This window comes from Mycobacterium sp. NPDC050551, assembly GCF_040674075.1.
Classification (GTDB): Bacteria; Actinomycetota; Actinomycetes; order Mycobacteriales; family Mycobacteriaceae; genus Mycobacterium.
Window position 1 is genome coordinate 246,383 of the sequence record NZ_JBFARC010000007.1, and the last position, 25,079, is coordinate 271,461.

Here is a 25,079-nt window from a genome sequence, read left to right on the forward strand (position 1 = left end):
TTCTAGATGAGCCCGGTCGCGTCGAACACCCACGACGTGTCGGCGCTCATGAGCTCCTCCATCCAGGTCGGCGGCGCGGTGGCCGTCAGCCCGGACATGTCCCAGTAGTCCTTCCAGACCGTGATCTTGCCGTTCTCGACGCGGTGCACGGTCACGAAGCGCAGCACCGCGGTCTCCCCGCTGTGCCATCCCCAGGTCTCGGAATGCTCGTACATCACGTCGGCGCCGTTGCTCACCAGCGTGCCGTCGTGGTTCTCATAGCTCGCCAGCGGCTCGAGGCCGACCTTGAGTCGCTTGACGATGTCGTCGGGGCCGCGTGCCGCGAGCGCCGGGCCGACAGGCATGTCCGCGTAGATGCAGTCGTCGGCCAGGTGGGTCTTGAGCAGCTCCCAGTCCCGCGCCGACAACGCCTTCCACATGCCGAGCACCGTTTCGTCAACGGGCACTGGACAACTCCTTCTCGGTCGCGGCGGCCGCCGGGGCGCGGTGGGCGGCCCGCAGGAAGCGGCCCGTCCGTTGGCTGCCGACGAGGTCGGTCGGCACCCCGTCGCGGAACACCGTGGTGCCGCCGACCAGAACCGCGGTGACGGTGTCGTCGTTGCGGTTCACCATGCGCGACAGCCCGCCGTAGTGGTCGACGGGATTCTCGGCGTAGGCGTCGAGCGTGTCGTCGAGCCGTGCCGGGTCGAGGACGACGACGTCGGCCCGGTCACCGATGCGCAGGTGCCCGGCGTCGAGGCGATACCAGTCGGCGAGCTCGCCGGTCAGGCGGTGCACCGCGGCCTCGACGCTCATGAACGGGCGCCCGGCCCGTTCCGCCGTGCGGACGTGGCGCAGGAACCGCAGGCCCATGTTGTAGAAGGCCATGTTGCGCAGATGCGCGCCGGCGTCCGAGAAGCCGAGCTGGATGCCGGGGTCGCGGGCGAGCTTCTTGAGCACATCCGGCCGGTGATTGGAGATGGTGGTGCGCCAGCGCAGCGCGGTGCCGTGGGCGAGCACGAGGTCGAGGAACGCGTCGACCGGGTGCAGGCCCCGCTCGAGTCCGACGTCACCGAAGGACTTGCCGACCACCGAGGCGTCCGGGCAGCCGACGATCTCGGCGTCGAAGAAGTCGCGCTGCCACACCCGCAGGCCCATCTTGTTCTCGTAGTCCTTGCGGAACTGCCTGCGGTAGGACTCGTCGCGCATCAGCTCGTTGCGCTCCACCTCGTCGCGCAGATGCAGTGCGGCCGCACCCGATCCGAACTCCTCGAACACCACCAGGTCGATGCCGTCGGCGTACACCTCGAACGGCACGGGGAGGTGCTGCCAGCGGAAATCACCGCCGAGGGCGTTGACGGCGCGCGCCATCGGCCCCAGTGCCACGATGGCGTACGGGTTGGACTTCACGTCGGCGGCCGACAGCAGGCTGGTCTTGAGCGGATTGCGGAAGACGCCCAGCGACTGGGCCAGCTGTGAAACCAGGTTGAACGGATTCTGAATGTCGGGGCCGGACTGCAGGATTCGTCCGGTCCTGCGCAGCAGCGACTTGAGCCTGCGCAGTTCGCGTGGCTTGGCATAGGTCGACGGCAGGGTCCGCGAACGGCAGGTGTCACCGTCGATCTTGTCGAAGAGCAGCTGCATCGAGGACATCCCGACGAAACCGGCGTCCAGCGCCGCCTTGAGCATCCGTTCCATCTCGGCCTGCTCGGCCCGGGTGGGGCGTTCGTCGCTGCGGGTGGCGCGGTCGAGGCCCATCACCGCAGTTCGCATGTCGGAGTGCCCGAGGAACGCGGCGACGTTGGGCCCGAGCGGCCGCGACTCCAGCGCCGACACGTACTCCTCGCACGAGGACCACGTCTTGTGCCGCTCCACCGCAGCGATCACATGGTCGCGGGGGATCGCCTCCACCCGGCCGAACAGGTCACCGGCGGCCTCCCCGTCGACGTGGACCGTCGACAGCGAGCAGGACCCCAGCATCACGGTGGTGACGCCGTGGCGCAGCGACTCCGACAGGGCGGGGCCGTCGAGCACCTCCACGTCGTAGTGGGTGTGGATGTCGAGCATGCCCGGCAGCACCCAGCGGTCGGTGGCGTCGATCACCTGCGGGCAGTCCGCGTCGTCGAGCGGATCGGGCGAGATCGCGACGACATGGCCGTTCCGGATGCCGATGTCGCGCACCGCGGACGCGGCGCCGGTGCCGTCGAACCAGCGGCCGTTGCGGATGATCGTGTCGTAGGTCACCTCGTCATAGAACCGCCCGCGGTCGCGAACTGTCAACGAAATCAGTGAACAGATTTCGATGTTTGTCTACTGATCAGGCTGAAACGGCTTCGACCAGTGGTTATGCGCTGTGCCATGGGTCGGGCCTGCGACCGTCGAGGTCGGTGAAGCCGTATTCGCGCGACAGGTCTGCCGCACTGACGGAGCGCTGATTCCACCGCGCCCGGTTCTCGTCCGCGGCGATGGCGGCCACCCCGCGCCCGACGAAGCGGGGCGACTCGGAGTCCGAGAAGCCCGGCGGTGCGGTCGGGCGACCCGCGGGACGGTCGGATTCCAGCGCGACCCGCCAGTCGTCCTCGGTCACGCCGTAGTTGTCGAGCATCATCTCCGACCGCAGCCATCCGGGTGTGACGGCGACGGCGGTGGCGCCGAACGGCGACAACTCGTGGCCGTGGGCGAAGGCCAGCCGGTTGACCGCCGTCTTGACCAGGTCGTAGAACACCGACAGCCGGTAACGGTCGGCGTTGTGTTCGGCCGTGCCGTCGGTGACCTCGACGAGAAGTCCGCCAGGCGCTCGCACCAGCAGCGGGAGCAGGCAGTGCGAGGTGATGAGATGGGTGTCGAGACCCAGGCGCAGGATGCGCAGCCCCGCGTCGAGGTCGTGCTCCCACACCGGCCGGTTCCAACTCGGCGGCGGCCCCTTGAGCAGTTCCGCGCCCCAGATGTCGTTGACCAGGACGTGGATCGTCCCGTGGTCCTCGGCGATCCGGTCGGCGAGCGCGCGCACCTGCGCGATGTCGAGATGGTCGACCTGGACGGCCACGCCGACGCCGCCGAGCCGTGTCACCAACTCCGCGGTCTGCTCGATGGTCTCGGGGCGGTCGTAGTCCGACCGGATACCACCGGGACCGGCCGATCCCGACCTGCTGCTGCGACCGGTGCAGATCACCGTGGCGCCGGCCTCGCCGAGCGCCGCGGCGATGCCCCGCCCCGCACCGCGGGTCGCACCGGCGACCACGGCGACGCGGCCGCGCAGCACATCGGGATCGGGCGTCCAGGCGCTCATCAGCCGAGTATGCGCGTGGCGGGTCTCGCTGCCGCGGCTCGCACCGCGGGCGCATACTCGCCAGGGTGACTCCACTGCAGCGCTACATCGCCGAGGAAATCGCCACCGACCACGTCGACGGCCTGGTGTCCAGACGTGAAGCCGTGCGCAGGCTCGGACTGCTCGGCCTGAGCACCGCCGCAGCGACCTCGCTGATCGCCGCGTGCAGCGAGAACAAGGAACCGACGGCCGAGGCACCGGTCACGTCGAGCGGAGCCGTCACCGCCAGTGCGCCGCCTCCGGGAGCCGACAAGGCCGTGCCCACCACACCGGTCACCTGGGCAGGGCCACGCGGCGAGTTGCAGGCGGCGTGGGCCGAGGCGCAGGGCGCCCGCGGCGCCGTGCTGGTGATCCACGAGAACAAGGGCCTCAACGACTACATCCGTTCGGTGGCCGGGCGCTTCGCCGGCATCGGCTACTCCGCGCTGGCGATCGACCTGCTGTCCGGGCAGGGCGGCACCGCGACGTTCGCCGACCCGGCCGAGGCGACCGCCGCCCTGAGCAAGCTGCCCCCGGCCGAGGCCGTCGCCGACCTCAGGTCCGGACTCGACGAACTCGCGCGCCGGGCGCCGGGAAAGCGGCTGGCCGCCGTCGGCTTCTGCATGGGCGGCGGCATGGTCTGGCGGCTGCTGGCAGCGGGTGAACCCCGGCTCGCGGCGGCGGTGCCGTTCTACGGGCCCACCCCGGACAACCCGGACTTCGCCGGCTCCAAAGACGTTGCCGTGCTGGGCCTCTACGCGGCACAGGACCAGCGGGTCAACGCGACGGAACCGGTCGCCCGCGCGGCGCTCGAGAAGGCCGGGCTGGTGTTCGAGCTCGTCACCGAACCCGAAGCCAACCACGCGTTCTTCAACGACACCGGCGACCGCTACAACCCCGCCGCCGCGGCCGACGCCTGGCGCAGGGTGCAGGACTGGTTCACCCGCTACGTCGACTGAGCCGCCGAGTTCACGCGTCGTTCAGACAACGGTCCCGGTGCCGTTGTTGACCGCACATGCGCTGCGATTTGCATCGGTGTCATGCGGGTTGTCCAGGTGGCGAACTTCTACGGTCCACGGTCGGGCGGGTTGCGCACCGCGGTCGACAGGCTCGGCGCGGAGTACAGCGCCGCAGGCCACGACGTGTATCTCGTGGTACCCGGACGCCATCCCGAGCAGCACACGCTGCCGTCGGGTGTCACCCGGATCTCGTTGCCCGCGCCGCTGATTCCGTTCACCGGCGGCTACCGGGCGGTGCTGCCCGGCCCCGTCACCAGACTGCTCCGCGACCTGGCGCCCGATGCGATCGAGGTCTCCGACCGGCTGACGCTGCGCTCGCTCGGCGGGTGGGGACGGCGCAACAACGTCGCCAGCGTGATGATCTCCCACGAACGGCTCGACCGGCTCGTCGGCCAGCTGCTGCCCGGCCCGATGGCGCGTGCCGTCGCGAACGTCGCGAACCGCCGGACCGCCGCCGGCTACGACGCGGTGGTGTGCACCACGGCGTTCGCGCGCAAGGAGTTCGACCGCATCGACGCCCGCAACGTCGTCACGGTTCCGCTGGGCGTCGACCTCGACCAGTTCCATCCGAGCCGGCGATCCGTTCAGGTACGCGGGCAGTGGGCGAACCCGGGGCAGACGCTGTTGGTGCACTGCGGGCGGCTGTCGGTGGAGAAGCACGCCCACCGCAGCATCGACACGGTCGCATCGCTGCGGCGTTCCGGCGTGGACGCCAGGCTCGTCGTCGTGGGGGAGGGGCCGATGCGGGCGCGGCTCGAGCGTCAGGCCGCGCGGCTGCCGGTGGCCTTCACCGGTTACATCGGCTGCCGCGACACCGTCGCGGCCATCCTGGCCTCCGCCGACGTCGCCCTGGCCCCGGGCCCCCACGAGACCTTCGGCCTCGCGGCACTCGAGGCACTGGCGTGCGGAACGCCCGCCGTGGTGTCGCGCACCTCCGCACTCGCCGAGATCCTCACCTCGGACAGCGGCGCGACCGCCGACAACGACCCCGATGCCATCGCCGCCGCGGTGTCCTCGGTGATCGGCACACCGGAACCGTTGCGCCGCAACAACGCCCGGCGCCGCGCCGAGCAGTTCACCTGGCCGCGCGCCGCCGCGGGGATGCTCGACGCGCTCGGCGCCCGGTGACGGGACGCGCCGCACGCTAACGTGACCGGATGGTCGAAGCGGGACCCGCAGACACCGAGCGGTCCAGGACGCTGTGGTTCGCACTGCTGTTGACCACCGCCAACGGGTTCCTCGACGCCTACACCTATGTGTCCCGCGGCGGGGTGTTCGCCAATGTGCAGACCGGCAACGTGATCTTCTTCGCCATCGACGTCGCCCACGATCATCGGGCGGCCGCGATGGCCCATGTGTGGCCGTTGCTCGCCTTCATCGCCGGCATCGTGCTCGCCGCCCACATCAAGTCCGGGCGGGTGGAACGCGTCGTCCCGCACCCGCTGCGGTGGACCATGGCCGTGCAGGCCGTGGCGCTGGCCGTGATCGGGTTCGTCCCCGCGTCAGTTCCGCACAGCTATGTGACGGTGCCGATCTCGTTCCTGGCGGCCGTGCAGATCGGCCTGTTCCGCAACATCGGCGAGTTGGCCTACCTTCCGGTGGCGACGACCGGGAACCTGTACCGCTTCGTCGAGGCCGGGTACGACGGACTCGTCGAGCGCCAGGCCGCATCGCGGCGGGCGTTCGGCGTGTACGGGGCGCTCATCGCCGCCTTCGCGACGGGCGCCGTGGCCGGTGCGGTCGCCAGCCGGGCCTTGGGTGTGCACGCCGTCTGGTTGCCCGCGGCGTTCCTGGCGGTGACGCTCGTGCTCTTCATCGTCGACAGGCGTGCGCTGCGCTGATCGGCCGAAGCCGCCCGGGCTCCCCGCACGGCGAGGACAATCAGTGTCCACGAGTGAGGGGCGGACCATGAAGACCATCAAGATCCTGCTGATCGGGTGCCTGATCGCACTGACGGCGGCGTGCGGGCAGTCCGAGAGTCCCAGCGGCGACACCTCGACCGCGGAACGCGACGCGGGGACCGCCAGTGCGACGGCGACCACCGACGCCAGCGCGGGCACCGCGCCGACGATCACCATCAGCGGCATGGCGTTCGGCGAACCGATCACCGTGCCGCCCGGTGCGCTGATCTCGGTGGCGAACACCGACCGGGCGGAGCACTCGGTGACCTCGCGGACGCCGGACCGGTTCGACGTGCACGTCGACGGCAACGAGAAGGCCACCTTCACCGCGCCGACCGAGCCAGGAACCTATGAGTTCTTCTGCACGTACCACCCGAACATGACGGGTTCGCTGATCGTCGCCTGACGGCTGCGCCGGTTTAGCGGGCCGCCACGAGGGGCACTCCCGGCGAAATAGCGGGATCGTCAGATTCGGTGACCACGCCCGCACCGAACGAAGGAGCCCGTGGTGGCCACCAACACCGTCATCTGGATCGTCGTCGCCGTCGTGGTGGCCGTGGCCGTCATCGCGCTGCTCGCGGTGCTGGCCCGCAAGCAAAGCCACAAACGGCGGCATCTGCAGGCCGAACAGATCCGCGAAGAGGTCGCCGAGAAGAGCCAGCGGGTCGAGAAGCGTGCCATCGTCGCCGACGAGGCCGAGGCGAAGGCCCGTGCGGCCGCGGCCGAAGCCGAGGCCAAGGCCGCCGAAGCCGCTCGGCTGCGCGACGTCGCGTCGTCGCACCGGGATGCGGTGACGACCTCACGGGAAGAACTCGACGCCCGCCGCGAGCACGCCGACGCACTCGACCCGCACACGCCCAAGGCCGAGGACATGCAGCCCGACGCCCCCGTCGCGGAGAAGCAGCCGGACTCCTGGAACCAGTCCGACGCGACGACCGCGGGCCCGCATCACGACGGTCCCACGCAGGCCGACCGGTTCGGCCGGCCCGACCAGGGCCGCACGCCGGCCGAACACCGCCCGCGGTGACGGCGGGGGACAACGCGCCGGCGGTGCTCTTCGACATCGACGGCACGCTGATCGACTCGAACTATCTGCACGTGCACGCCTGGATCCGGGCCTTCACCGAGGCCGGGGTCGACGTCGAGGCCTGGCGGATCCACCGGTGCATCGGGATGGACGGCGCGACGCTGCTCGAGTCCCTGGCCGGCGACGTCGACGACGACACCCGCAAGCGGGCCAAGGAACTGCATTCGAAGTACTACAAGGAGACCACCGGGCTGCTGCGCATGCTGCCCGGTACGCGCGACCTCCTCGACCGCGTAAAGGCGCTCGGCCTGCAGGTCGTGCTCGCCACGTCGGCTCCGGAGGACGAACTGGAGATCCTGCGCGACGTCCTCGACAGCGAGGACGTGGTGTCCGCCGTGACATCCTCGGAGGACGTCGAGACCGCGAAGCCCAAGCCCGACATCGTGGCGGTGGCGCTCGAAAAAGCGGGAGTCGACGCCGACCGGGCGGTGTTCGTCGGCGATGCGGTCTGGGACATCGTGGCGTGCGAACGGGCCGGGGTGACCGCGATCGGTCTGCTCAGCGGCGGCGTCTCCCGCGAGGAACTCGAGAACTCCGGTGCGCGTGCGGTATTCGAGAATCCGGCCGACCTGCTCGCGCAGATCGACCGGAGTCCCATCGCCACGCTGACGGATCAGGGCAGCGGATAGCGCAGTACCGCGGCGACGCCGTCGTCAGGGGTGATCCGTTCGTCGGTGCGGACCAGCGCCGCTGCGGTGCTGATCGCCGCCATCGGCAGCGCTTCGTCCGCGCGCAGCGTCTGAGTCGGCGCGGTGCCCAGTTCGGACAGCACGTTCTCGTTCGGTGCGACCGTCAGGAGTTCCTCTCCGGCCACCACCGTCGCGTCGCCCAGATCGCCGATGATCAACGTCTCCACCGCGCCGGCGCGCAGCGCCGCGCACACCGCGGCCAGTCCTTCGACCGCCAGCCCGGACTGCTGCCCGATGGCCTGTGAGAACTGCTGCGCTGCATGGTCGATGACCTCGACCCGGCGCTTGAGGAATTCCTGGTCGATCGCGCGGTGCAACTCGGCGTCGTCGAAGCCGCTGTGCCGGGCGCCGATCTCGAGTTCGACGATCCGTTCGGCGACCCGCTGCTCGAGCGTCGGCATGAGGTCGGAGCGGGACTGCACCTCACCGACGACGAAGACCACGTCGGGGGACAGCTCGTCGACCAGGGTGGCCAGCCGGTCGGCGACCGCACGCAGGTTCTTGCGCCCTGCCTCCATGCTCCGCCGCTGGGGGTCCCCGTAGCCGGGCGTCTCCGCGCCGGACGCCTTGTGGATCGGGTAGCCACCGCCGTCGACGCTGTCCGACTGCACCGTGCGGTCGCGGTGTACGGCGATGTCGGCGCCCGCGTGGTCGACCGCGACGATGACGTAGGTCGGGTGCAGCGCCCCGTGTTCGACCACGGGCACCACGAAGGGCAGGGTCGACACCCGCACCACCGGCGTCTCGACGGGGCGGATCAGGTGCTCGTTGAGCAGCACACCGTCGGCACTGGCCACCACACCTCTGCCGCTGCGGCCGACGGCGGGCGGGGTGTCCAGGATGGCGCGTTGCAGCGTGCCGACCACATCGGTCGAGGCGCCCTGTTGTTCGAGTTCTTCGTGGATCGCGCGCCACTTCAACTCTCGCTGAGCGGCGGCGTCCTCGGTGTCGTGCGAGTCGTCGAAGTAGACCGATGCGAACGGGCCCTTCGACTCGGTCAGTGTGCGGAAACTCTCGGCGTGCATGGTCCTCCGTCCTGTTCGTCTCCGAATCTGGGTGCCCGCGACACCGTGGGGCAAACCGTCACTCGTCGAGCAGTGCGGCCACCAGGCTGTCGGCGAGCCGACTCTCGAAACGCGCGGGCGCCCACCCGCGGATCCGTACCAGCCGGTCGTACAGCCCGGGGTCGATCGCCAACCAGACCACGTCGACGGCTTCCTCCGGTGGCAGGCGCCCCGTCAGCGCGCCGAGGGTGCGCAGCCGATCGACGACGGTCCGTGCGTCCTCGAGGCGGTGCGCGTGGCCCTCGTCGGCGAGTGCCCGCGCCTCGGGATCAGCACCCGCCGCACCGTCGAGCACCAGGCTCAGGGCGGCCACCCGGCCGTTGATCTGGGTACTCACCTGTGCGCAACCCCACAGCAGCGCACGGGGGTCGGAGTGGTTCAACACATCCCGCAGGCCGGCGCGGTCGGCGACGGCCACCGGCAGGTCGTCCCCGGCGACAGCCCACTCGATCGCCGTCCTGAGCAGGTCGAGTTTGCCGCCCACGGCGGTGAACACCGTCTTGCGGCTGACGGCGGCCGCCGCGGCCACGGCGTCGACGGTCGTCGCCCCGTAACCGCGTTCCACGAACAGTCGGTCGGCGGCGGCGACCACGGCGCGGCGGGTTTCGCGTGCCTGGGCGGCGCGAACCTCCGAGTGATAGCCCCGCTTGACAGCGCCGGCCATTTCAGGTGACTCTGTGTGTATTCATTACACCAGACGTTACCTGAAGTGAGATGCCCAATGCACGTCCTCGTGGTCGGGGCGGGTCCCACCGGTCTGTTCACCGCCCTGACGCTGGCCCGGCGGGGCCTCCGGGTAACCGTCGTCGACCGTGATCCGGGGCCGCCGGCCTCCGGACCGTGGCGCCGCCGCGGAGTGATGCAGTTCGAACACGCCCACACCTTCCGGCCTCAGGTCGTCGAGGCCCTCTCGCACGAGGCACCCGACGTGCTCGCCACCCTCCTGGCGGGAGGCGCGTCGGTGCCAGCAGACGCCGACGGCCGTCCCGCCGCACTGCGATGCCGCCGCTCGACGTTCGAGCGGGTGCTGCGCCGCCACACCGTCGCCGAGCCGGCCGTGACCCTGCGCACCGGGCACGTCGATGCCGTGTGGCGCCGCTCGGGACGGGCCGCCGGGGTGGTCGTGGACGGTCGCGTGGTGTCGGCCGACGTGGTGGTCGACGCGTCGGGTCGGGCGAGTCGCTTCACCGAGGGCATCCGTCCGCCCGCCGAGGGCGAGGACTGCGGCGCCGTCTACGTCACCCGGCAGTACCGGCTGCGCGACGGGGCGCCACCGGGGGCGACGAACTCGCCGATCGGGCTGTCACTGAACTTTCCGACCCACTTCGCGATCGCCTTCGTGCACGACGACCGCACGTTCTCGGTGACCGTCACCCACGACGGCGGCGACCGGCGGTTGCGGCTGCTCCGCCACGACGCCGTGTTCGAAGAAGCCGTGCGCGCCATTCCCCGGCTCGCCGAGTGGATCGACGATGAACGCGCACAACCCCTTTCGCCGGCCCTGGCGGGAGGCCGGCTGTACAACGCCTACCGCGGCCAACTCGACGACGTCGGCCGTCCGGTCCTGCCCGGACTCGTCTCGGTGGGCGACGCGGTGTGCACCACCACGCCGCTGGCCGGGCGCGGTGTCGCACTGGCGATGCTGCAGGTGCGGCGTCTGGTCGCCGCGATCGACCAGAACGGCATCGACATCGATTCGGCCACAGTGGATTTCGATAGCTGGTGCACCGAACACATCAGGCCGTGGTTCGAGGACCACCGGCTCTGCGACGCCGCCCGGGTGCGCCGCTGGAAGAGCGGCGACGTCGACCTGCATAGCCGGCTGCCGTCGGATCTGATCGTCGCTGCCGCCGACGCCGACCCGCGGCTGCGCGACGTGGTCGCGCCGTATCAGTCGATGCGCGCGCTGCCCGCGACGCTGACGCGGGTGGAGCCGCGCGCGAGGGAGATCTTCGCGTCCGGCTGGCGCCCCGATGTGCCGGACGGGCCGACGCGGACCGAGCTCGCCGAACTCTGTCAGCGCGTCGGCGCCCAGGCCACCGGTAACCGCTTGATGCCGTGGATGAACGCCGAATGCAGCCGGTCCGGTTCGGCGGTGGCGGTGAGGTCGGGCACCTGACGGTGCAGTTCCTCGAACGCGACGGTGATCTCACGCCGCGCGAGGTTGGCGCCGAGGCAGAAGTGGGCGCCGCCGCCGCCGAATCCGACGTGCGGGTTGGGGTGGCGGCGCACATCGAACATCCACGGGTCGGTGAATTTGGCCTCGTCCCGGTTGGCCGAGCCGTACCAGAGCGTCACCTTGTCCCCGGCGGCCATCCGCACCCCGCGCATCTCGACGTCCCGGGTGAGCGTCCGCCGCATGTAGGCCACCGGCGACGCCCACCGCACCACCTCCTCGACCGCCGTCGGCGCCACCGATGCGTAGTCGTCCCACCAGATCCGGCGCTGTTCGGGATACCGGCTCAGCGCCAGGACCCCGTGACTGATGGCGTTGCGGGTGGTCTCGTTGCCCGCGACGACCAACAGGATGAAGAACGACGCGATCTCGCTCGACGTCAGCCGCTCGCCGTCGACCTCGGCCTGCACCAGGCTGGTGGTCAGGTCCTCACCCGGATGGCTGCGCCGGTCGTCGGCGAGTGCGGTGGCGTAACCGCCGATGTCCATCGCCACCGTGACGAACTCGTCGAAGTCGTTGGTGATGTCAGGGTCGCCGAAGCCGAGGATCACATTTGTCCAGTGGAAGATCCGCTGATGGTCGCTCTCGGGGATGCCCATCATGTCGCAGATGATCTGCAGTGGCAGGGGACCGGCGAACTCGCTCACCAGGTCCGCCTCGCCGCCGGGATGAGCCGCGACCATGTCCGCGACCAGCCGGCGCGCGCGGTCGCGCACCGCGTCCTCGATGAGGGTCAGCACCCGCGGGGTGAACGCGCTGCGGACGATGTTGCGCAGCCGGGTGTGCCGCGGGTCGTCCATCGCGATCATCGAACCGAAGTACTCGGCGAGTTCCGGCGACTGGTCGCCGACGGTGATGCCGCCCGCCGAACTGAAGACCTCGGGATGCCTGCTCGCGTGGAAGACGTCGTCATGGCGGGTGAACGCCCAGTGGCCGGCGATGGGGTCGGCGTTCTGCAGGACGAACGAGGGATGGAACGAGATCGGTGCCTCCCGACGCAGCGTCGCGAATGCGCCGTCACGGATGTCGTCGTCATACGACCAGAAATCCCACGAACCCAGGTTGACGTCGGCCAGCGGGATGTCCGGTGGCGCCGCCCCGTTGACCCGCTCCGGTACCTGCGCTTCACCCAGTTTCACGTCGCCCGCCGCTCGATGATGGAGTCCCGCACCGAGCCTAGTCCTGCGGACGACCCTCGTGACCGGACCTGCCTCGGGTGCGCCGGTCCTCCTTCATCCTGGCCTCGAAGACGTGCCGCATGCCCTGCTGCAGCTCGTCGCGGACCCGGCGCTCGTGCTCGCGCATCACCGACCAGTAGTTGTCATCGAAGTCCTCGACGATCTGGAACGTCCACCGGCCGTAGAGCACGTTGCGGCCGACCATCTCGGTGCTCAGCCGGTCGGCCACCTCGTCGTGCCCGGCGTCGCGCAGCTTGTCGCACGCCTCGCCGAGAAGCAGGTCCGCATGCCCCATCAGCTGGTGGAACTCATACAGGTGGCCGCGGGCCCGTTCCACCCATTCCAGCGCCTCGGAGACCGACCCGACCGCTTCGATGGTGTCGTCGCTGACCCCGGAGGGCCTTCGGTCGATGTCCGCGGGGGTGTCGGGCTGCTCGCTCACAGCGGTTCGGATACCCGTGCGCGCGTCGGCCAATCGCGCCGCTCCCGGCTCCGCTACGTCGCGGGCTCTTCGACGACGGCCTTGATCCGTTCCAGCGTCTTGCGCATGTCGCGCTTGTTGCGCCGGGTGCGGAGCTGACCGCCGAAGATGCCGAATACGGTCGCCAGCGGTCCCTCGGTCATCCGGAACGACTCGGTGACGTCGGTGCCGCCGTCGACCGGGTCGAACCGGTAGTGCCAGTTGTTGACCGGCCGGTCACCGATGAGCACCTCGAAGCCGAACTCGCGGCCCGGTTCACAGGCCGTGACGCGGCAGACGGTCCAGTAGACCGGACCGATCTCGTTGCGCTTGACGTGCCCGCGGAAGCGGGCGCCCAGCGCCGGGCCGGTGGCGCCGTCGAGCCACTCGGCCTCCATCACCTCGGGGGAGAACCGGCCGGTGTTGCGGACGTCGGCGACCAGCTCCCAGATCCGGTCGGCAGGTGCGGACATCGTCACGGTCACAGCAGCGTGCATGACTTTCCCTCCAGGCGTGTTCGTCGACGGTTCGAGAGTCAGCGTGCCAGACGACCCGGTGCCCTCTCCGTAGCATCGTCGGGGTGGCTGTGAAGATCCGCTTCGGCGTCGGGCTGGGCGCCGACACCGGCCCCGGCCGGCTTGCCGGCGTCGTCGACCAGTTGGAGGCCGTCGGGATCGACTCCCTGTGGTTCTCCGAACTCGTCTACACCGCGGCGGTCGACCCGTTCGTCGGGATGGCCTACGCGCTGGGGCGCACCACCCGGCTCAAGGTCGGCACGTCGGTGGCCATCCTCCCCGGCCGCCATCCGGTGCTGGTCGCCAAGCAGCTGGCGTCGCTGGCGGCCCTGGCGCCGAGGCGGGTGCTGCCCGCATTCGGTCTGACATCGGCCATCCCCGCCGAGCGCGACCTGTTCGTCGTGCCCGAGGGCAAGCGCGCCGAGGTGTTCGACGAGGCGCTGCTGCTGCTGCGCAACGCGCTCCGGGGTGGCGGCGCCTTCGACGGCGAGCACTACACGGTGCGTGCACTGGCGGTGGCCCCGCTGCCGGACCCGCCGCTCGACATCTGGCTGGGCGGCTCGGCCCCCGCGGCCTTCCGCCGCATCGGCCGGCTCGCCGACGGCTGGCTGGGCAGCTTCGTGACCGCGTCGGAGGCGCGCGAGGCCCGCGAACAGATCGAGCGCGCCGCGGCGGCCGCCGGCCGCGAGATCGAACCCGACCACTTCGGCATCAGCCTGGCGGTGTGCGACGGCGCCATACCCGACGACGTGGCGGCGATGGTGCGCAAGCGCAGGCCCGACGTCGACCCGGCCGCGCTGATCGCCGCCGACTGGCCGCAGCTGCACCGCCAGCTCGACGACTACGTGGCGGCCGGGTTGAGCAAGTTCGTGATCCGGCCCTCGGGCGGCGGCGACCTCGCATCGTTCGTCGACCGGTTCGCCGCCGAACTCCTGCCCCGGCAGAACTGAGCGGCCGCTATCCGGCGTCGGTGTCGACGACCGTCATGTCGTCGCAGAGCAGCGCCATCCGGTCCATGAACCACAGCTTGCCTGCCGTCTGGACGGCGACGCCGAAGGCCGTCAGCCACGGGTCGTACACCAGCAGACCCCACACCAGGAACGGCAGCCCGGCAGCGCTGAGCGCACCGAGCACCAGCGGCGCCGTCCGGTGCCGCTTCGGGACTGGCCTGAGTTTCCGCTCGCCCCAGTACTTCTCGCCGAGTACCGCCCGCGACGCCCAGCTGTCGAACGTCCGGGGCGCCGGGAACACCCGCGGATTGACCGCCGTCCACACCACCACCGCGGCGACGGGGACGAGCGCCCACCAGCCGAGCCACACCCGGCTCCACACCGCGAGCGCGAGGGCGACGGTGATCGGGATCCTGGTGTAGACGCTGAACGGGTTGGCATGCCTGCGCCACGACTCCGGATCTCGGAGTCCGAACACCGCGGACAGCCCGGCCTGCAGGGTCACCGGGTCTACCGCTCGGTGATGGTCGGGAGTTCCTTGACGATCCGGCCGCGCACCCACTCCGGGCTGACGGCCTTGAGGCGGTCGATCCAGCGGATGCTGTCGGGCACGTACCAGTGCAGCCGACGCGGATGCCGGTAGGCCGCCCATGCCGCGTCGGCGACGCTGGACGCCGGCATCAGCCGGAACATGCCCTTCTTCGGCGCGGAGGCGGTCACGTCCTGCGGCGTCGAGGTCCGGCCGTTGGCCGAGTGGTTGGGGGTCTCGGCGAGGATGGCGGTGTCGATGAGCCCTGGCAGCACGTCGGCGACCCGGACCCCGTGGCGCTGCCACTCGACGCTGAGCGCCTCGGTGAGGCCCTTCACGGCGTGTTTGGTCGCGGAGTACACGGCGATGTGCGGCATGCCGTAGGTGGCCGACGACGACGACGTCGAGAACATCAGGCTGCCCGGCCGCCTCTTCAGATAGGGCAGTGATCCGTAGGCGCCGGTGAGGACGGCCGTGAAGTTCACCTCGACCACCCGCATCGCGGCATCGTAGGGCACGTCCTCGAACCACCCCGACTCGCCGATGCCTGCGTTGTTCCACATCATGTCGAGCCCGCCGTCGGGGTTGCCTCCGCAGAACTCGGCCAGCGCCGCGTCCAGGGACGACCTGTCGGTGACGTCCACCCTCGCCGTCCAGAGCCGGTCGGCACCCACATCGGCACGCAGCGACGACAGCCCGTCCTCGTTGCGGTCCACCGCGGCCACCCGCCAGCCCTCGCGGTGGAACAGCTTTGCGCCCTCGCGGCCCATCCCGCTACCGGCGCCGGTGATGAATATCGACTTCTCCGCTGCCGGCATCCGTCCGCTCCTCGCCGTGTCGACCTCGCTGTCGGAGATCATCCTGGCACCGATGAGCCGGCCCCGGCAGCGTGGTCTGCACATGGACGGCAACAGAGGAGGACGCATGGTCATCGTGGCAGGACACCTGACGGTGCAGCGCGGGCAGCGTGACACCTACCTGGCCGGATGCCTCGACGTGGTCAGACAGGCCCGTGCCGCGACGGGCTGCCTGGACTTCGTGATCTCGGCGGACCTCGTCGACGCCGGCCGGGTGAACGTGTACGAACGATGGGAATCGCAGGAGGCGGTCGAGGCGTTCCGCGGCAGCGGCCCCAGCGAGGCGCAGGGCGCGGCGATGCTGTCCGCGTCGGTGGCCGAGTACGACGTCGCGGGCGCCCGCTCGTTGAGCTGAGCGAGCCCAGGCCTTCAGCGGTCGCAGTACGACCGGGTGGCGGCGTCGAGGGCCTGCCGGTACATCCCGTCCAGCCCGCGGGCGTCGCCGACTCCGGCCCTGGCCTCCCCGAGCCGGGCGGCGCAGTCAGGGGAGCGCAGCAGCGTCCAGTGGGTGGCCAACTCGGCGACCATCGCGCGGTTGAAGCCGTCGATCGTGGCGCGCGACGCCGCCAGGTCCGGGCTGTGCCCGGGAGCCGACACCGGGTCGAGCTTCCACTGGGCGAAGCGGCTGTACTCGATCGCCTCGGTGGCGTCGATCTGGTCGGTGAAGATGCGGCGGACCCTGGTGGCATCGATGCCCCGGGCTGTGGCGTCGGCGGCCACCTGGTCGAGCACCTGCTGTGCGCGGGCGGGGTCGGTGATCGGCCCACCGGTGTGCCACTTGTTCGCGGCCACCGGCTCGGCGACCGCCAGCCGCTGCGCCGCGGTGTCGACCAGGGCGGTCAACGGCGACCTGGGGTCCGCCGACGCAGTGGCGACGGGCCACAGCCCGCAGGCCACCGGTAGGACCATGACCGCGCACAGGCCGATTCGGAGACTGCGGCCCGCGGCCGCGGTACGGGCGGTCAGCGGTCGACGTCCGGTTCGTCGTCGGTCAGGGGGACCGCGAGGGCCTGATCCAGCAGGTCGGCCTCGCTTCCGTCCTGGTCGCGCGAGATCGCCGTGCGCGCGTCGGCCAGGTCGGGATCGTCGTCGCTCACCTCGACGGGGATCGACTGTTCGGCGACGTCGGCTTCCGCGGCATCGCGGTCGAATGCGGGATCGGTCATGGTCAGTTCCCCCTTCACCTTGCGAACGGTCTGCTCTGACGTGCCTCCACGATAGTGCCGCGGCTCACCGATGCAGGTCGCCGAGGGTGCTGTGCGTAGACTGCGCTGTCAACGGGGGCGGCTCTCGAGACAAGCGGAGCGCCGGACAACATCACGAAGACCAAACGTTCAGAGGTTGCACCTTGCCAGAAACACCGAGTGAGACCCAGGACCTGAAGCCGCACTTCGAGGACGTCCAGCACCACTACGACCTGTCCGACGAGTTCTACCGGCTGTTCCTCGACCCGACCCAGACCTACAGCTGCGCCTACTTCGAGCGCGACGACATGACTCTGGAAGAGGCGCAGCTCGCGAAGATCGACCTGTCGCTGGGCAAGCTCGGGCTTGAGCCCGGCATGACGCTGCTCGACGTCGGCTGCGGGTGGGGCACCACGATCAAGCGTGCCCTCGAGCGCTTCGACGTGAACGTCGTCGGACTGACGCTGAGCAAGAACCAGCAGGCCCACGTGCAGAAGGTGCTCGACGGCCTGGACACCGCCAGGAACCGGCGCGTGCTGCTGCAGGGCTGGGAGCAGTTCCACGAGCCGGTGGACCGGATCGTCTCCATCGGCGCGTTCGAGCACTTCGGCCGCGACCGCTACGACGAGTTCTTCAAGATGGCCTACGAGGCGCTGCCCGCCGACGGGGTGATGATGCTGCACACCATCGTCAAGCCCAGCAACGAGGAGTTCGCCGAGCGCGGGCTGCCGATCACGATGAACAAGCTGCGGTTCTTCAAGTTCATCATGGACGAGATCTTCCCGGGCGGGGACCTGCCCCAGGTCAGCGCGGTCGAGGAGCGGGCCCGCAAGGCCGGCTTCGAGGTCAAGCTGGTGCAGCCGCTGCGGCTGCACTACGCCCGCACGCTGGACATCTGGTCGGCCGCACTCGAGTCCCGCAAGGACGAGGCGATCGCCATCCAGTCCGAAGAGGTCTACGAGCGGTACATGAAGTACCTCACCGGATGCGCCGACCTGTTCCGCGAGGGCTACACCGACGTCTGCCAGTTCACCCTGACCAAGGGCTAACCACCCGTTCCGTCGCGGCGGCGCAACCTGCGCCACAGCCGCAGCGGCAGCAGGCCCAGCAGCGGCGCGCGCCTACCGAGGTCGTCGGCGTCGCGCCGGTTGAACGCCGTGGCGTACCGCGTCGCGTGCGCAGCGGTCGGGTACTCCTTCTCGCCCGCATCGCCGCCGCAGCGCGCACACGCCCAGCGCATCACCGGTCCTTCGGCGTTGAAGCTCGGGTTGTGACCGAAGACGCGGCAGGCGACGGTCACGCGCGTGCCCCCTCGGTAGCCCCTTCGGGCGAGTCGTCGGCGGTGGTCAGCGGCGCGGCGATGTCCTCGAGTCGCCGGCCTTCGGCCTTCACACCGAGGACGAGTTCGGCGATGCCGCCGAGTGCCATCACCGCCGCGCCGACGAGAAATCCGATGGCCGCCAGACCGCGGTCGGATGACTCGATGAGCTGCCCGAACAGCAGCGGTCCGGTGATGCCACCGACGGCGGTGCCCACCGCGAAGAAGAAGGCGATCGCCATGGCCCGCGTCTCCATCGGGAAGATCTCGCTCACCGTGAGGTAGGCCGAACTTGCGCCCGCCGAGGCCAGGAAGAAACACACCATCAGCACGGCGAGGAAGACCCAGACGCCGCCCATCTCCATGACGAAGAGACCCGCGAGGACCACGGCGACCGCGGCCGATCCGAGATAGGACACCGCGATCATCGGTTTCCGTCCGACCGAGTCGAAGAAGTGCCCGAGCAGCACCGGTCCGGCGAAGTTGCTCACCGCCCACAGGGCGTAGAACACCGGGACCGAACCGGAGGCCACGCCGTAGAACCCGTTGAGCAGTGTGCCGAGATTGAACGTGAAGGCGTTGTAGAGGAACGCCTGACCGACGAACAGGGCCAGGCAGAGAACAGCGCGCCTGGGGTAGCGGGTGAACGCCACCCGGGCGATCTCGGCGAACGAGATGGTCTTGCGCTGCCGGATGCGCAGCGAGCCTTCGGGTTCGGCGAGTTGCTGTCCCGTCTCGCGTTCCACCTCGGCCTCGATGTCGCCGACGATGCGCTCGGCCTCGTCCTCGCGGCCGTGGATGAACAGCCAGCGCGGGCTCTCCGGCACGTGGCGGCGGACGACGAGTACCACCAGTCCGAACACCGCGCCGATCCCGAACGCGATCCGCCAGCCGATGTCGGCGGGGAAGATGTCGGTGTTGAGCAGCAACAGCGCCCCCAGCGCCCCGCCGGCGGCGCCCAGCCAGTACGAACCGTTGATGACGAGGTCCACGCGGCCCCGCACCCGGGCCGGGATCAGCTCGTCGATCGCCGAGTTGATCGCCGCGTACTCACCGCCGATTCCGGCGCCGGTCAGGAACCGGCAGATGAAGAAGTACCACGGCGCGAACGAGAACGCCGTCGCCACGGTGGCGGCGAGGTAGACCGCGAGCGTCAGGATGAACAGCTTCTTGCGGCCGAACCGGTCGGTGAGCTGACCGAAGAACAGCGCACCCAGGCAGGCGCCCGCGATGTACAGGGCGGCGGCGACGCCGATCTGACCGGCGCCGAGTTCGATGCCGCTGCCTTCCTCGGTCAGCCGCGAGGCGACGTTGCCGACCATGGTGACTTCGAGCCCGTCGAGAACCCACACCCCGCCCAGACCGAGTACCACCCGCCAGTGGAACTTGGACCAGGGCAGGCGATCCAGCCGTCCCGGTACCTCGGTGGTGATCGTGCCCGAACCCATGGCCGCCTCCTGCCGTCGTTGGTGAGACGAGGCCAGGAGTACCCAGGTTCGGCCGTCTCACCCGCCGAGATCGCGCTGCAGCAGCAGGGTGTCGAGCCACCGGCCGTGCTTGAAGCCCACCGCCGTCAGCCTGCCGGCCTCGACGAAGCCCCGGCTGCGGTGCAGCGCAACCGAAGCCGCCGCATCCGCATCGACGATGACGGCGATCACCTGGCGGATGTCCGCAGCCGAGCAGTCGGCGAGGAGATGATCGAGCAGCCGGCCGCCGATGCCGCGACCGGCTGCTTCCGGCGCCAGATAGACCGAGTCCTCGACGGTCTGCCGGTAGGCCGGACGCGGTTTCCACGGCGCGCAGTACGCGTACCCGGCGACCTCCCCGGCCGCCGCGGCGACCAAGAACGGCAGACCGGCGCTGCGGACCGTCCGCAGGCGTCGTCGCCATTCGGCGCTGTCGGGCGGTTCCAGTTCGAACGTCGCGACGCCGTCGAGGACGTGCCGGGCGTAGATCTCGGCGACGGCGGCGAGGTCGGATTCGACCGCCGGGCGCACGGTCACCACCGGCTCACCTCGACGGCGGGCCCGGCGTCGCGCCTGCGGCATCGCGGCGGCGCGCAGCCATCCCGGCGAGGGCCTCGAAGACCACCCGGTGGGCCGCGTTCACCGTGAGTTCGGCGTGGTCGTAGGCGGGCGCGACCTCGACCACGTCGACCCCCGCCACGTCGTGCTCGTAACACAGTTGCCGCACCATCCGCAGCAGGTCGGCACTCGTGATGCCGCCCGGTTCAGGGGTTCCCGTGCCGGGCGCGTGTGCCGGGTCCAGGACGTCGATGTCGACCGACACATAGAGTTTGTCGGCCTTGGCCAGCGCCTCGCCGACCGCGTCGCGCATGACGTCCTTGAAACCCCGCTCCCAGATCTCCTGCATAGTGTGCCATGTCATGCCCTGTTCGAGCATCCACTCGAAGGTGTCCTGCGGCGGCCAGTAGCCGCGCAGGCCCACCTGGACGAAATGCGTGCCCGGCACCGCGCCGGACTCGATCAGGCGGCGCATCGGTGTGCCGTGGCTGGCGAGGTTGCCCTCGATGTCGTCGGCGGTGTCGGCGTGCGCGTCGAAGTGCACGATGCCGACGTTGCCGTAGCCGTGCACGTCGGCCACCGCGGTGGCGGCCGGCCAGGTGATCGAATGGTCGCCGCCCAGCACCACGGGCACGATCCCGCGGGACGCGACGGCGTGCACCCGTTCTCGAATGTTGTTGTGCGACACCTCGGTCTGACCGTGCGGGCAGTACGCGTCACCGAAGTCGACCACCTCGAGCCAGTCGAAGATCTCCAGCCCCAGATCGAGATGGTAGGTGCCGGGCTCGTAGGCGGTGGACCGGATGGCGCGCGGGCCGAACCGGGCGCCGGGGCGGTTGGTGGTGCCGATGTCGAAGGGCGCCCCCACGATGGCGACGTCTGGTCGCCATTCCTCGAGTTGACCGGTCTCGGTCAGCACCGGCCGCTGACCGAAGGACACCATGCCCGAGTAAGCGAGTTCGAGTTGTTCGACCATTCCGGGCGGCAGCTCGCGCCGCGGCCCGCCACCGGAACCGGCATCGCCCATTCGACGACGGTACCGCTACGACGGCGCGCCGGCGCCCGATCACGTCAGCGCGGCCCGCAGTTCGTCGGGAACCGGCCGCTTGGCCCAATCCCGGGTCGCCACCACGACATAGACGGTGCGACCCAGCACGGCGGCCCGCTCGGCCAGATCCGGCCGGCTGTGCAACACCGTGAAGGCGAGCGTGAAGCTCGTCGTACCGATGCGATCGCAGCGCACGGCCACCCGGACGCGGTCGCGCCACCGGATCGGCGCGAGGTAGTCGATTTCGGTGTGCACCACCTGCAGGTCGTGGCCCGTGCCGAACAGTGCGGACTCCGTCGCGTCGAGGTGGTCGAGGAAACCCGTACATGCCTCGTCGAACCAGGTGAGGTAGTGACCGTTGAACACCACGCCCTGCTGGTCGACCTCCGCGTAGCGCGGCACGATCGGCAGTGAGAAGCCCGGTGGCGAAGGATCGGTGGACACGGGGCTCACCCTAACCGCGTGGTCCGGCGGGCATTCCGGCGACAACGGGACCTGGCCGTGGCACGGGCTTCACGCCCGCCGCACGGGCCGATCCGGGTCGCGGGCACACTGGGTGGGTGCAACTCGTCACCATCGACGACATCCGCGCCGCGGCCGACCGGATCCGTGACGCCGTCCTCCGTACCCCGCTGGTGCCGGCCGGCTGGGCCGGCGACCCGGACCGCCCACTGTGGCTCAAACCCGAGAGCCTGCAGGCCGTAGGGGCGTTCAAGGTTCGTGGCGCCTTCCACGCCATCGGCCGCCTCGACCCCGACGTGCGGGCCCGCGGTGTGGTGGCCTACTCGAGCGGCAACCACGCGCAGGCGGTCGCGTTCGCCGCCGCCCGATTCGGTTGCCCGGCGCACATCGTCATGCCCGAGGAGACGCCGGCGGTCAAGGTCGAGGCGACCCGCGGCCACGGCGCCGAGGTGGTGCTGTGCGGACCGGGCCGGCGTGAGGCGGTCGCCGCCGAGCTGGTCGAGCGCACCGGCGGCGTGCTGGTGCCGCCGTTCGACCACCCGGACATCATCGCCGGCCAGGGCACCATCGGCTTGGAGATCGCCGAGGACCTGCCCGAGGTCGACAACGTGCTCGTCCCGGTCAGCGGCGGCGGGCTGGCGTCGGGCATCGGCACGGCCATCAAGGCACTCTGCCCGCACGCCAGGGTGTTCGGCGTCGAACCGGAACTGGCCGCCGACACGGCCGAGGCGCTGCGGCTGGGCCACCGCGTCGACTGGCCCATCGAGCGCCGCAACCGCACGATCGCCGACGGTCTGCGCTCCCAGCCCTCCGAGCTCACCTTCGCTCATCTGCAGCACGTACTCGACGACGTGTTCACCGTGTCCGAGGACGAGATCCGTTCCGCCGTACGGGAACTGACGTTCCGGGCGCACCTGGTGGCCGAGGCCAGCGGCGCGGTCGCCCTCGCCGCCCATCGCCGCCGTGTGGCGCCACCCGGGCGGACGGTCGTCGTCGTGTCGGGCGGCAACATCGAACCCGCCGCGCTGCAACAGATCCTGGCCGGCTGACCGCTAGTGCACACCCTCCATCAGCCGGCTGATCGGACCTGACACGGCGAAGACGACCGCCCCGACCGCGATCGCCACCAACCCGAGGATCCCGAAGTACGCGAATTCGCGTGCCGGGTCGTAATATCCGGCGAGCACGCCCGACATCGCGGTGCCGAGCCCGACGGAGAAGAAGTACAGCGCCATCATCTGCGCCCGGAACGCCTCGGGCGCAAGCTTCGTGGTGACCGACAAGCCGATCGGCGACAGCAGCAGCTCCGACACCGCGAACACGGCGAGGACTCCGGCCACGAACAGCGCCGGGACCGTCCGGCCAGTGGTGCCTGCCATCGGCAGGAAACACAGGAACGCCAGGCCCATCCCCATCACGCCGTAGGCGAACTTGCGGGGGGTGGTCGGCGCTCGGGTGCCCAACCGGGTCCACATCACCGCGAACAGCGGTGAGAGCAGGATGATCCACACAGGTTCGATGGAGCCGATCCAACTCGACGGTGCGGTCCACCCGAAGATCGACCAGTTCATCCGCTCGTCGGAGTACACCGCGAGCACAGTGAAGATCTGCTGGAACAGCGACCAGAACACCGCGTTGGCGATGAACAGCGGGATGAAGGCCCGGACCCGGGTCTTCTCGATGGGCTCGACCTTCTTACTGGTCAGCATCACCACGAAGTAGCCGACGGATGCCACCACGATGACCACCGTGGTGACCTGCGACAGGTTCGCCAGTGTCACCAGGCCTACGACGAACGCGCCTGCGACCACGAGCGCCACGACGGCCAGGACAGCGACGAATTTCCAGATGGAGCTGTGCGGCAACGGGTTCGGCACGTCACGTCCATGCGTGCCCAGGTTGCGGCGGAAGGCGACGTACTGGATCAACCCGAGGGCCATCCCGATCGCCGCGGCTCCGAAGCCGTAGTGGAAACCGAGGTTGTTCTGCAGGAGGCCGGTGATGAGCGGGCCGATGAATGCGCCGAGGTTGATGCCCAGATAGAAGAGAGTGAACCCGCCGTCGGCGCGCGGATCGCCCTTCGCGTACAGCGTGCCGAGCAGCGACGAGGCGTTGGCCTTGAGCGCTCCCGACCCGAGTGCGACGAACACCAGACCGGTCCCGACCCCGGCGAGACCGGGCAGCAGCGCCAACGCGATGTGCCCGAGCATCACCACCACACCGCCGTAGAAGACGGTGCGCTCCATGCCGAGCAGCCGGTCGGCGACCCAGCCGCCCAGCACGGTGGACAGATACACCAATCCGCCGTAAGCGCCGACGATGCCGGTCGCGGTGGCCTGCGGCAGGCCGAGCCCGCCCTCGGTGACCTCGTAGTAGAGGTAGTAGCCGAGGATGGTGACCATTCCGTAGTAGGAGAACCGCTCCCACAGTTCGACGCCGAACAGATTGGCCAGGCCGACGGGGTGCCCGAAGAGCGTCCGTCCGGCCGGCCGCTCCTGGGCCTCGTCCACCGCTGTCATGCCGACACCTTGCCACGGCACCGGCCGGTGGGCGCGGGAATCGGAACCCGCTCCCGGCGGCGGCGGGTGACGCCGGGCAGCCGCTAACCTCGCTGGGGTGGAGGGCACCAGAACACGGCACGGACCGCAGATCGTGCGGCTTGTCCTGCGGGTGGCCATCGTGGCGGCCGTGGTGGCCGCGGTGGTCGTGGTGGAGTTGTCGTCGCGCTCGGGTGTCCTGTGGCGGTTGATCACCTTCACCTACCAGGCCAACCTGCTGGCGGCGGCGTTCTATCTGTGCACCCTGGTGTCGGCGCGTGCCGACGCCCGCGCCGGACTGCGCGGCGCCGTCGTGGTCTACGTGGTGGTCGCCGGGCTGGTGTGGAATCTCGTGCTGACCGACTACAGCATGGGTTACACGCCGGCGAACTTCCTGCTGCATGTGGTGGTGCCGGTGCTGGTGCTGGCCGAGTGGCTGCTGGCGCGGTCCGGGATCAGGTGGTGGCAGCCGCTGGTCTGGCTGGGTTATCCGGCGGTGTATGTGGTCGTGGCGCTCGCGGTGCTCAACCACGCCGGCCGGCGCGCGCCCTATTACTTCCTGGACCCGCAGAGCGTCGGGCTGTCGATCGTGGTCGCCAACATCGCCCTGCTCGCCGCCGTTTTCCTGGCTCTGGGATACGGCGTGATGGCGCTCGGCCGCACCGCGCCACCAGCACGGTTGCGGTCCGGGTGAAACGATTCGACGGCGTGTGCCGATGAAGGAGACGTGGATGAATCTGATGTCGTCGCCGCGGGCGTGTACCCACGTGCGGGCCAGCGCTTCTCGGCCGGGCC

At 70.1% G+C, this 25,079-nt stretch carries 30 protein-coding genes; 12 read left to right on the forward strand and 18 right to left on the reverse strand.

Annotated elements, in window-relative coordinates; translation table 11 throughout:
* Positions 1-2: 2 nt before the first annotated feature.
* The 3 genes from AB0K11_RS25545 to AB0K11_RS25555 all read right to left on the reverse strand — a co-directional run bounded on the left by AB0K11_RS25545 (position 3) and on the right by AB0K11_RS25555 (position 3,268).
* A complete protein-coding gene (locus AB0K11_RS25545; RefSeq protein WP_264011878.1) occupies positions 3-446 on the reverse strand; it encodes a nuclear transport factor 2 family protein in 444 nt (147 codons plus the stop codon).
* On the reverse strand, positions 436-2,223 hold the full coding sequence (locus AB0K11_RS25550) for an amidohydrolase family protein (protein WP_364984177.1): 1,788 nt from the start codon (positions 2,221-2,223) through the stop codon (positions 436-438). The genes AB0K11_RS25545 and AB0K11_RS25550 overlap by 11 nt, the downstream gene beginning before the upstream one ends.
* Before the next feature lie 100 nt (positions 2,224-2,323).
* On the reverse strand, positions 2,324-3,268 hold the full coding sequence (locus tag AB0K11_RS25555; RefSeq protein WP_364983804.1) for an SDR family oxidoreductase: 945 nt from the start codon (positions 3,266-3,268) through the stop codon (positions 2,324-2,326).
* A gap of 65 nt (positions 3,269-3,333) precedes the next feature.
* Here AB0K11_RS25555 and AB0K11_RS25560 point away from each other — a divergent pair, with 65 nt between their 5' ends.
* From AB0K11_RS25560 to AB0K11_RS25585, 6 genes are all read left to right on the forward strand, one after another.
* Positions 3,334-4,245: a dienelactone hydrolase family protein gene (locus AB0K11_RS25560; RefSeq protein WP_364983807.1), complete on the forward strand. Its 912-nt coding sequence runs from the start codon at positions 3,334-3,336 to the stop codon at positions 4,243-4,245.
* A gap of 81 nt (positions 4,246-4,326) precedes the next feature.
* Positions 4,327-5,433, forward strand: a complete 1,107-nt coding sequence (locus tag AB0K11_RS25565) for a glycosyltransferase (protein WP_364983809.1) — start codon at positions 4,327-4,329, stop codon at positions 5,431-5,433.
* Between the two features lie 29 nt (positions 5,434-5,462).
* Complete coding sequence (locus AB0K11_RS25570; RefSeq protein WP_364983812.1) at positions 5,463-6,146, forward strand: YoaK family protein; 684 nt, start codon at positions 5,463-5,465, stop codon at positions 6,144-6,146.
* A 67-nt stretch (positions 6,147-6,213) separates the two neighbouring features.
* Positions 6,214-6,612, forward strand: coding sequence for a cupredoxin domain-containing protein (locus AB0K11_RS25575; protein ID WP_364983815.1), 399 nt, complete (start codon positions 6,214-6,216; stop codon positions 6,610-6,612).
* Positions 6,613-6,714: 102 nt separating this feature from the next.
* A complete protein-coding gene (locus AB0K11_RS25580) occupies positions 6,715-7,233 on the forward strand; it encodes a hypothetical protein (RefSeq protein WP_364983818.1) in 519 nt (172 codons plus the stop codon).
* Positions 7,230-7,922 (forward strand): HAD family hydrolase, encoded by a 693-nt coding sequence (locus AB0K11_RS25585; RefSeq protein ID WP_364983821.1) that lies wholly within the window; start codon positions 7,230-7,232, stop codon positions 7,920-7,922. Before AB0K11_RS25580 ends, AB0K11_RS25585 begins: the two co-directional genes overlap by 4 nt.
* Here AB0K11_RS25585 and AB0K11_RS25590 read toward each other — a convergent pair.
* Positions 7,907-9,007 carry a hypothetical protein gene (locus tag AB0K11_RS25590; protein ID WP_364983824.1) on the reverse strand — a complete coding sequence of 367 codons (1,101 nt, stop codon included), beginning with the start codon at positions 9,005-9,007 and terminating at the stop codon, positions 7,907-7,909. The two genes, AB0K11_RS25585 and AB0K11_RS25590, sit on opposite strands and share 16 nt — an antisense overlap.
* A gap of 58 nt (positions 9,008-9,065) precedes the next feature.
* The gene (locus AB0K11_RS25595) at positions 9,066-9,710 is read right to left on the reverse strand and encodes a TetR family transcriptional regulator (RefSeq protein ID WP_364983827.1); all 645 of its coding nucleotides are present in this window, start codon (positions 9,708-9,710) and stop codon (positions 9,066-9,068) included.
* 57 nt (positions 9,711-9,767) lie between these two features.
* Here AB0K11_RS25595 and AB0K11_RS25600 point away from each other — a divergent pair, with 57 nt between their 5' ends.
* Positions 9,768-11,165 carry an FAD-dependent oxidoreductase gene (locus tag AB0K11_RS25600; RefSeq protein ID WP_364983830.1) on the forward strand — a complete coding sequence of 466 codons (1,398 nt, stop codon included), beginning with the start codon at positions 9,768-9,770 and terminating at the stop codon, positions 11,163-11,165.
* Here the strand turns inward: AB0K11_RS25600 and AB0K11_RS25605 are convergent.
* From AB0K11_RS25605 to AB0K11_RS25615, 3 genes are read right to left on the reverse strand one after another with little or no spacing between them, the layout of a single operon-like run.
* Positions 11,063-12,355 (reverse strand): cytochrome P450, encoded by a 1,293-nt coding sequence (locus tag AB0K11_RS25605; protein WP_364984180.1) that lies wholly within the window; start codon positions 12,353-12,355, stop codon positions 11,063-11,065. The genes AB0K11_RS25600 and AB0K11_RS25605 overlap by 103 nt on opposite strands.
* Before the next feature lie 43 nt (positions 12,356-12,398).
* The gene (locus AB0K11_RS25610) at positions 12,399-12,842 is read right to left on the reverse strand and encodes a hypothetical protein (protein WP_364983834.1); all 444 of its coding nucleotides are present in this window, start codon (positions 12,840-12,842) and stop codon (positions 12,399-12,401) included.
* 53 nt (positions 12,843-12,895) lie between these two features.
* Positions 12,896-13,357: an SRPBCC family protein gene (locus AB0K11_RS25615; RefSeq protein WP_364983837.1), complete on the reverse strand. Its 462-nt coding sequence runs from the start codon at positions 13,355-13,357 to the stop codon at positions 12,896-12,898.
* An 89-nt stretch (positions 13,358-13,446) separates the two neighbouring features.
* Here AB0K11_RS25615 and AB0K11_RS25620 point away from each other — a divergent pair, with 89 nt between their 5' ends.
* The gene (locus AB0K11_RS25620; RefSeq protein ID WP_364984183.1) at positions 13,447-14,325 is read left to right on the forward strand and encodes a TIGR03854 family LLM class F420-dependent oxidoreductase; all 879 of its coding nucleotides are present in this window, start codon (positions 13,447-13,449) and stop codon (positions 14,323-14,325) included.
* A 7-nt stretch (positions 14,326-14,332) separates the two neighbouring features.
* Here AB0K11_RS25620 and AB0K11_RS25625 read toward each other — a convergent pair whose 3' ends face one another.
* Positions 14,333-14,830, reverse strand: a complete 498-nt coding sequence (locus tag AB0K11_RS25625) for a DUF6653 family protein (RefSeq protein ID WP_364983840.1) — start codon at positions 14,828-14,830, stop codon at positions 14,333-14,335.
* A 5-nt stretch (positions 14,831-14,835) separates the two neighbouring features.
* On the reverse strand, positions 14,836-15,672 hold the full coding sequence (locus AB0K11_RS25630) for an SDR family oxidoreductase (RefSeq protein WP_364983843.1): 837 nt from the start codon (positions 15,670-15,672) through the stop codon (positions 14,836-14,838).
* 106 nt (positions 15,673-15,778) lie between these two features.
* On the opposite strand from AB0K11_RS25630, the gene AB0K11_RS25635 reads away from it, so the two are divergent.
* Complete coding sequence (locus AB0K11_RS25635; protein ID WP_364984185.1) at positions 15,779-16,066, forward strand: antibiotic biosynthesis monooxygenase family protein; 288 nt, start codon at positions 15,779-15,781, stop codon at positions 16,064-16,066.
* A gap of 14 nt (positions 16,067-16,080) precedes the next feature.
* Here AB0K11_RS25635 and AB0K11_RS25640 read toward each other — a convergent pair whose 3' ends face one another.
* Positions 16,081-16,638: a chorismate mutase gene (locus AB0K11_RS25640; RefSeq protein WP_364984188.1), complete on the reverse strand. Its 558-nt coding sequence runs from the start codon at positions 16,636-16,638 to the stop codon at positions 16,081-16,083.
* A 35-nt stretch (positions 16,639-16,673) separates the two neighbouring features.
* Positions 16,674-16,877: a hypothetical protein gene (locus AB0K11_RS25645; RefSeq protein ID WP_364983846.1), complete on the reverse strand. Its 204-nt coding sequence runs from the start codon at positions 16,875-16,877 to the stop codon at positions 16,674-16,676.
* 182 nt (positions 16,878-17,059) lie between these two features.
* On the opposite strand from AB0K11_RS25645, the gene AB0K11_RS25650 reads away from it, so the two are divergent.
* Positions 17,060-17,944 (forward strand): cyclopropane mycolic acid synthase family methyltransferase, encoded by an 885-nt coding sequence (locus tag AB0K11_RS25650; protein WP_364983850.1) that lies wholly within the window; start codon positions 17,060-17,062, stop codon positions 17,942-17,944.
* On the opposite strand, the gene AB0K11_RS25655 is transcribed toward AB0K11_RS25650, so the two are convergent.
* The 5 genes from AB0K11_RS25655 to AB0K11_RS25675 all read right to left on the reverse strand — a co-directional run bounded on the left by AB0K11_RS25655 (position 17,941) and on the right by AB0K11_RS25675 (position 21,729).
* A complete protein-coding gene (locus tag AB0K11_RS25655) occupies positions 17,941-18,195 on the reverse strand; it encodes a hypothetical protein (RefSeq protein WP_364983853.1) in 255 nt (84 codons plus the stop codon). The genes AB0K11_RS25650 and AB0K11_RS25655 overlap by 4 nt on opposite strands.
* Positions 18,192-19,661, reverse strand: coding sequence for an MFS transporter (locus tag AB0K11_RS25660; RefSeq protein ID WP_364983856.1), 1,470 nt, complete (start codon positions 19,659-19,661; stop codon positions 18,192-18,194). The genes AB0K11_RS25655 and AB0K11_RS25660 overlap by 4 nt, the downstream gene beginning before the upstream one ends.
* Positions 19,662-19,718: 57 nt before the next feature.
* Complete coding sequence (locus AB0K11_RS25665) at positions 19,719-20,219, reverse strand: N-acetyltransferase family protein (protein ID WP_364983859.1); 501 nt, start codon at positions 20,217-20,219, stop codon at positions 19,719-19,721.
* Between the two features lie 4 nt (positions 20,220-20,223).
* Positions 20,224-21,213 (reverse strand): agmatinase, encoded by a 990-nt coding sequence (gene speB, locus AB0K11_RS25670; protein WP_364984191.1) that lies wholly within the window; start codon positions 21,211-21,213, stop codon positions 20,224-20,226.
* Positions 21,214-21,303: 90 nt separating this feature from the next.
* Positions 21,304-21,729, reverse strand: a complete 426-nt coding sequence (locus AB0K11_RS25675) for a thioesterase family protein (RefSeq protein ID WP_364983862.1) — start codon at positions 21,727-21,729, stop codon at positions 21,304-21,306.
* A gap of 116 nt (positions 21,730-21,845) precedes the next feature.
* On the opposite strand from AB0K11_RS25675, the gene AB0K11_RS25680 reads away from it, so the two are divergent.
* The gene (locus tag AB0K11_RS25680; protein WP_364983865.1) at positions 21,846-22,796 is read left to right on the forward strand and encodes a threonine/serine dehydratase; all 951 of its coding nucleotides are present in this window, start codon (positions 21,846-21,848) and stop codon (positions 22,794-22,796) included.
* A gap of 3 nt (positions 22,797-22,799) precedes the next feature.
* Here the strand turns inward: AB0K11_RS25680 and AB0K11_RS25685 are convergent, their stop codons facing one another.
* Entirely contained in the window at positions 22,800-24,266 is a 1,467-nt protein-coding gene (locus AB0K11_RS25685) for a peptide MFS transporter (RefSeq protein WP_364983868.1), read from the reverse strand.
* Between the two features lie 97 nt (positions 24,267-24,363).
* On the opposite strand from AB0K11_RS25685, the gene AB0K11_RS25690 reads away from it, so the two are divergent.
* The gene (locus AB0K11_RS25690; RefSeq protein ID WP_364983871.1) at positions 24,364-24,978 is read left to right on the forward strand and encodes a Pr6Pr family membrane protein; all 615 of its coding nucleotides are present in this window, start codon (positions 24,364-24,366) and stop codon (positions 24,976-24,978) included.
* Positions 24,979-25,079 lie beyond the last annotated feature (101 nt).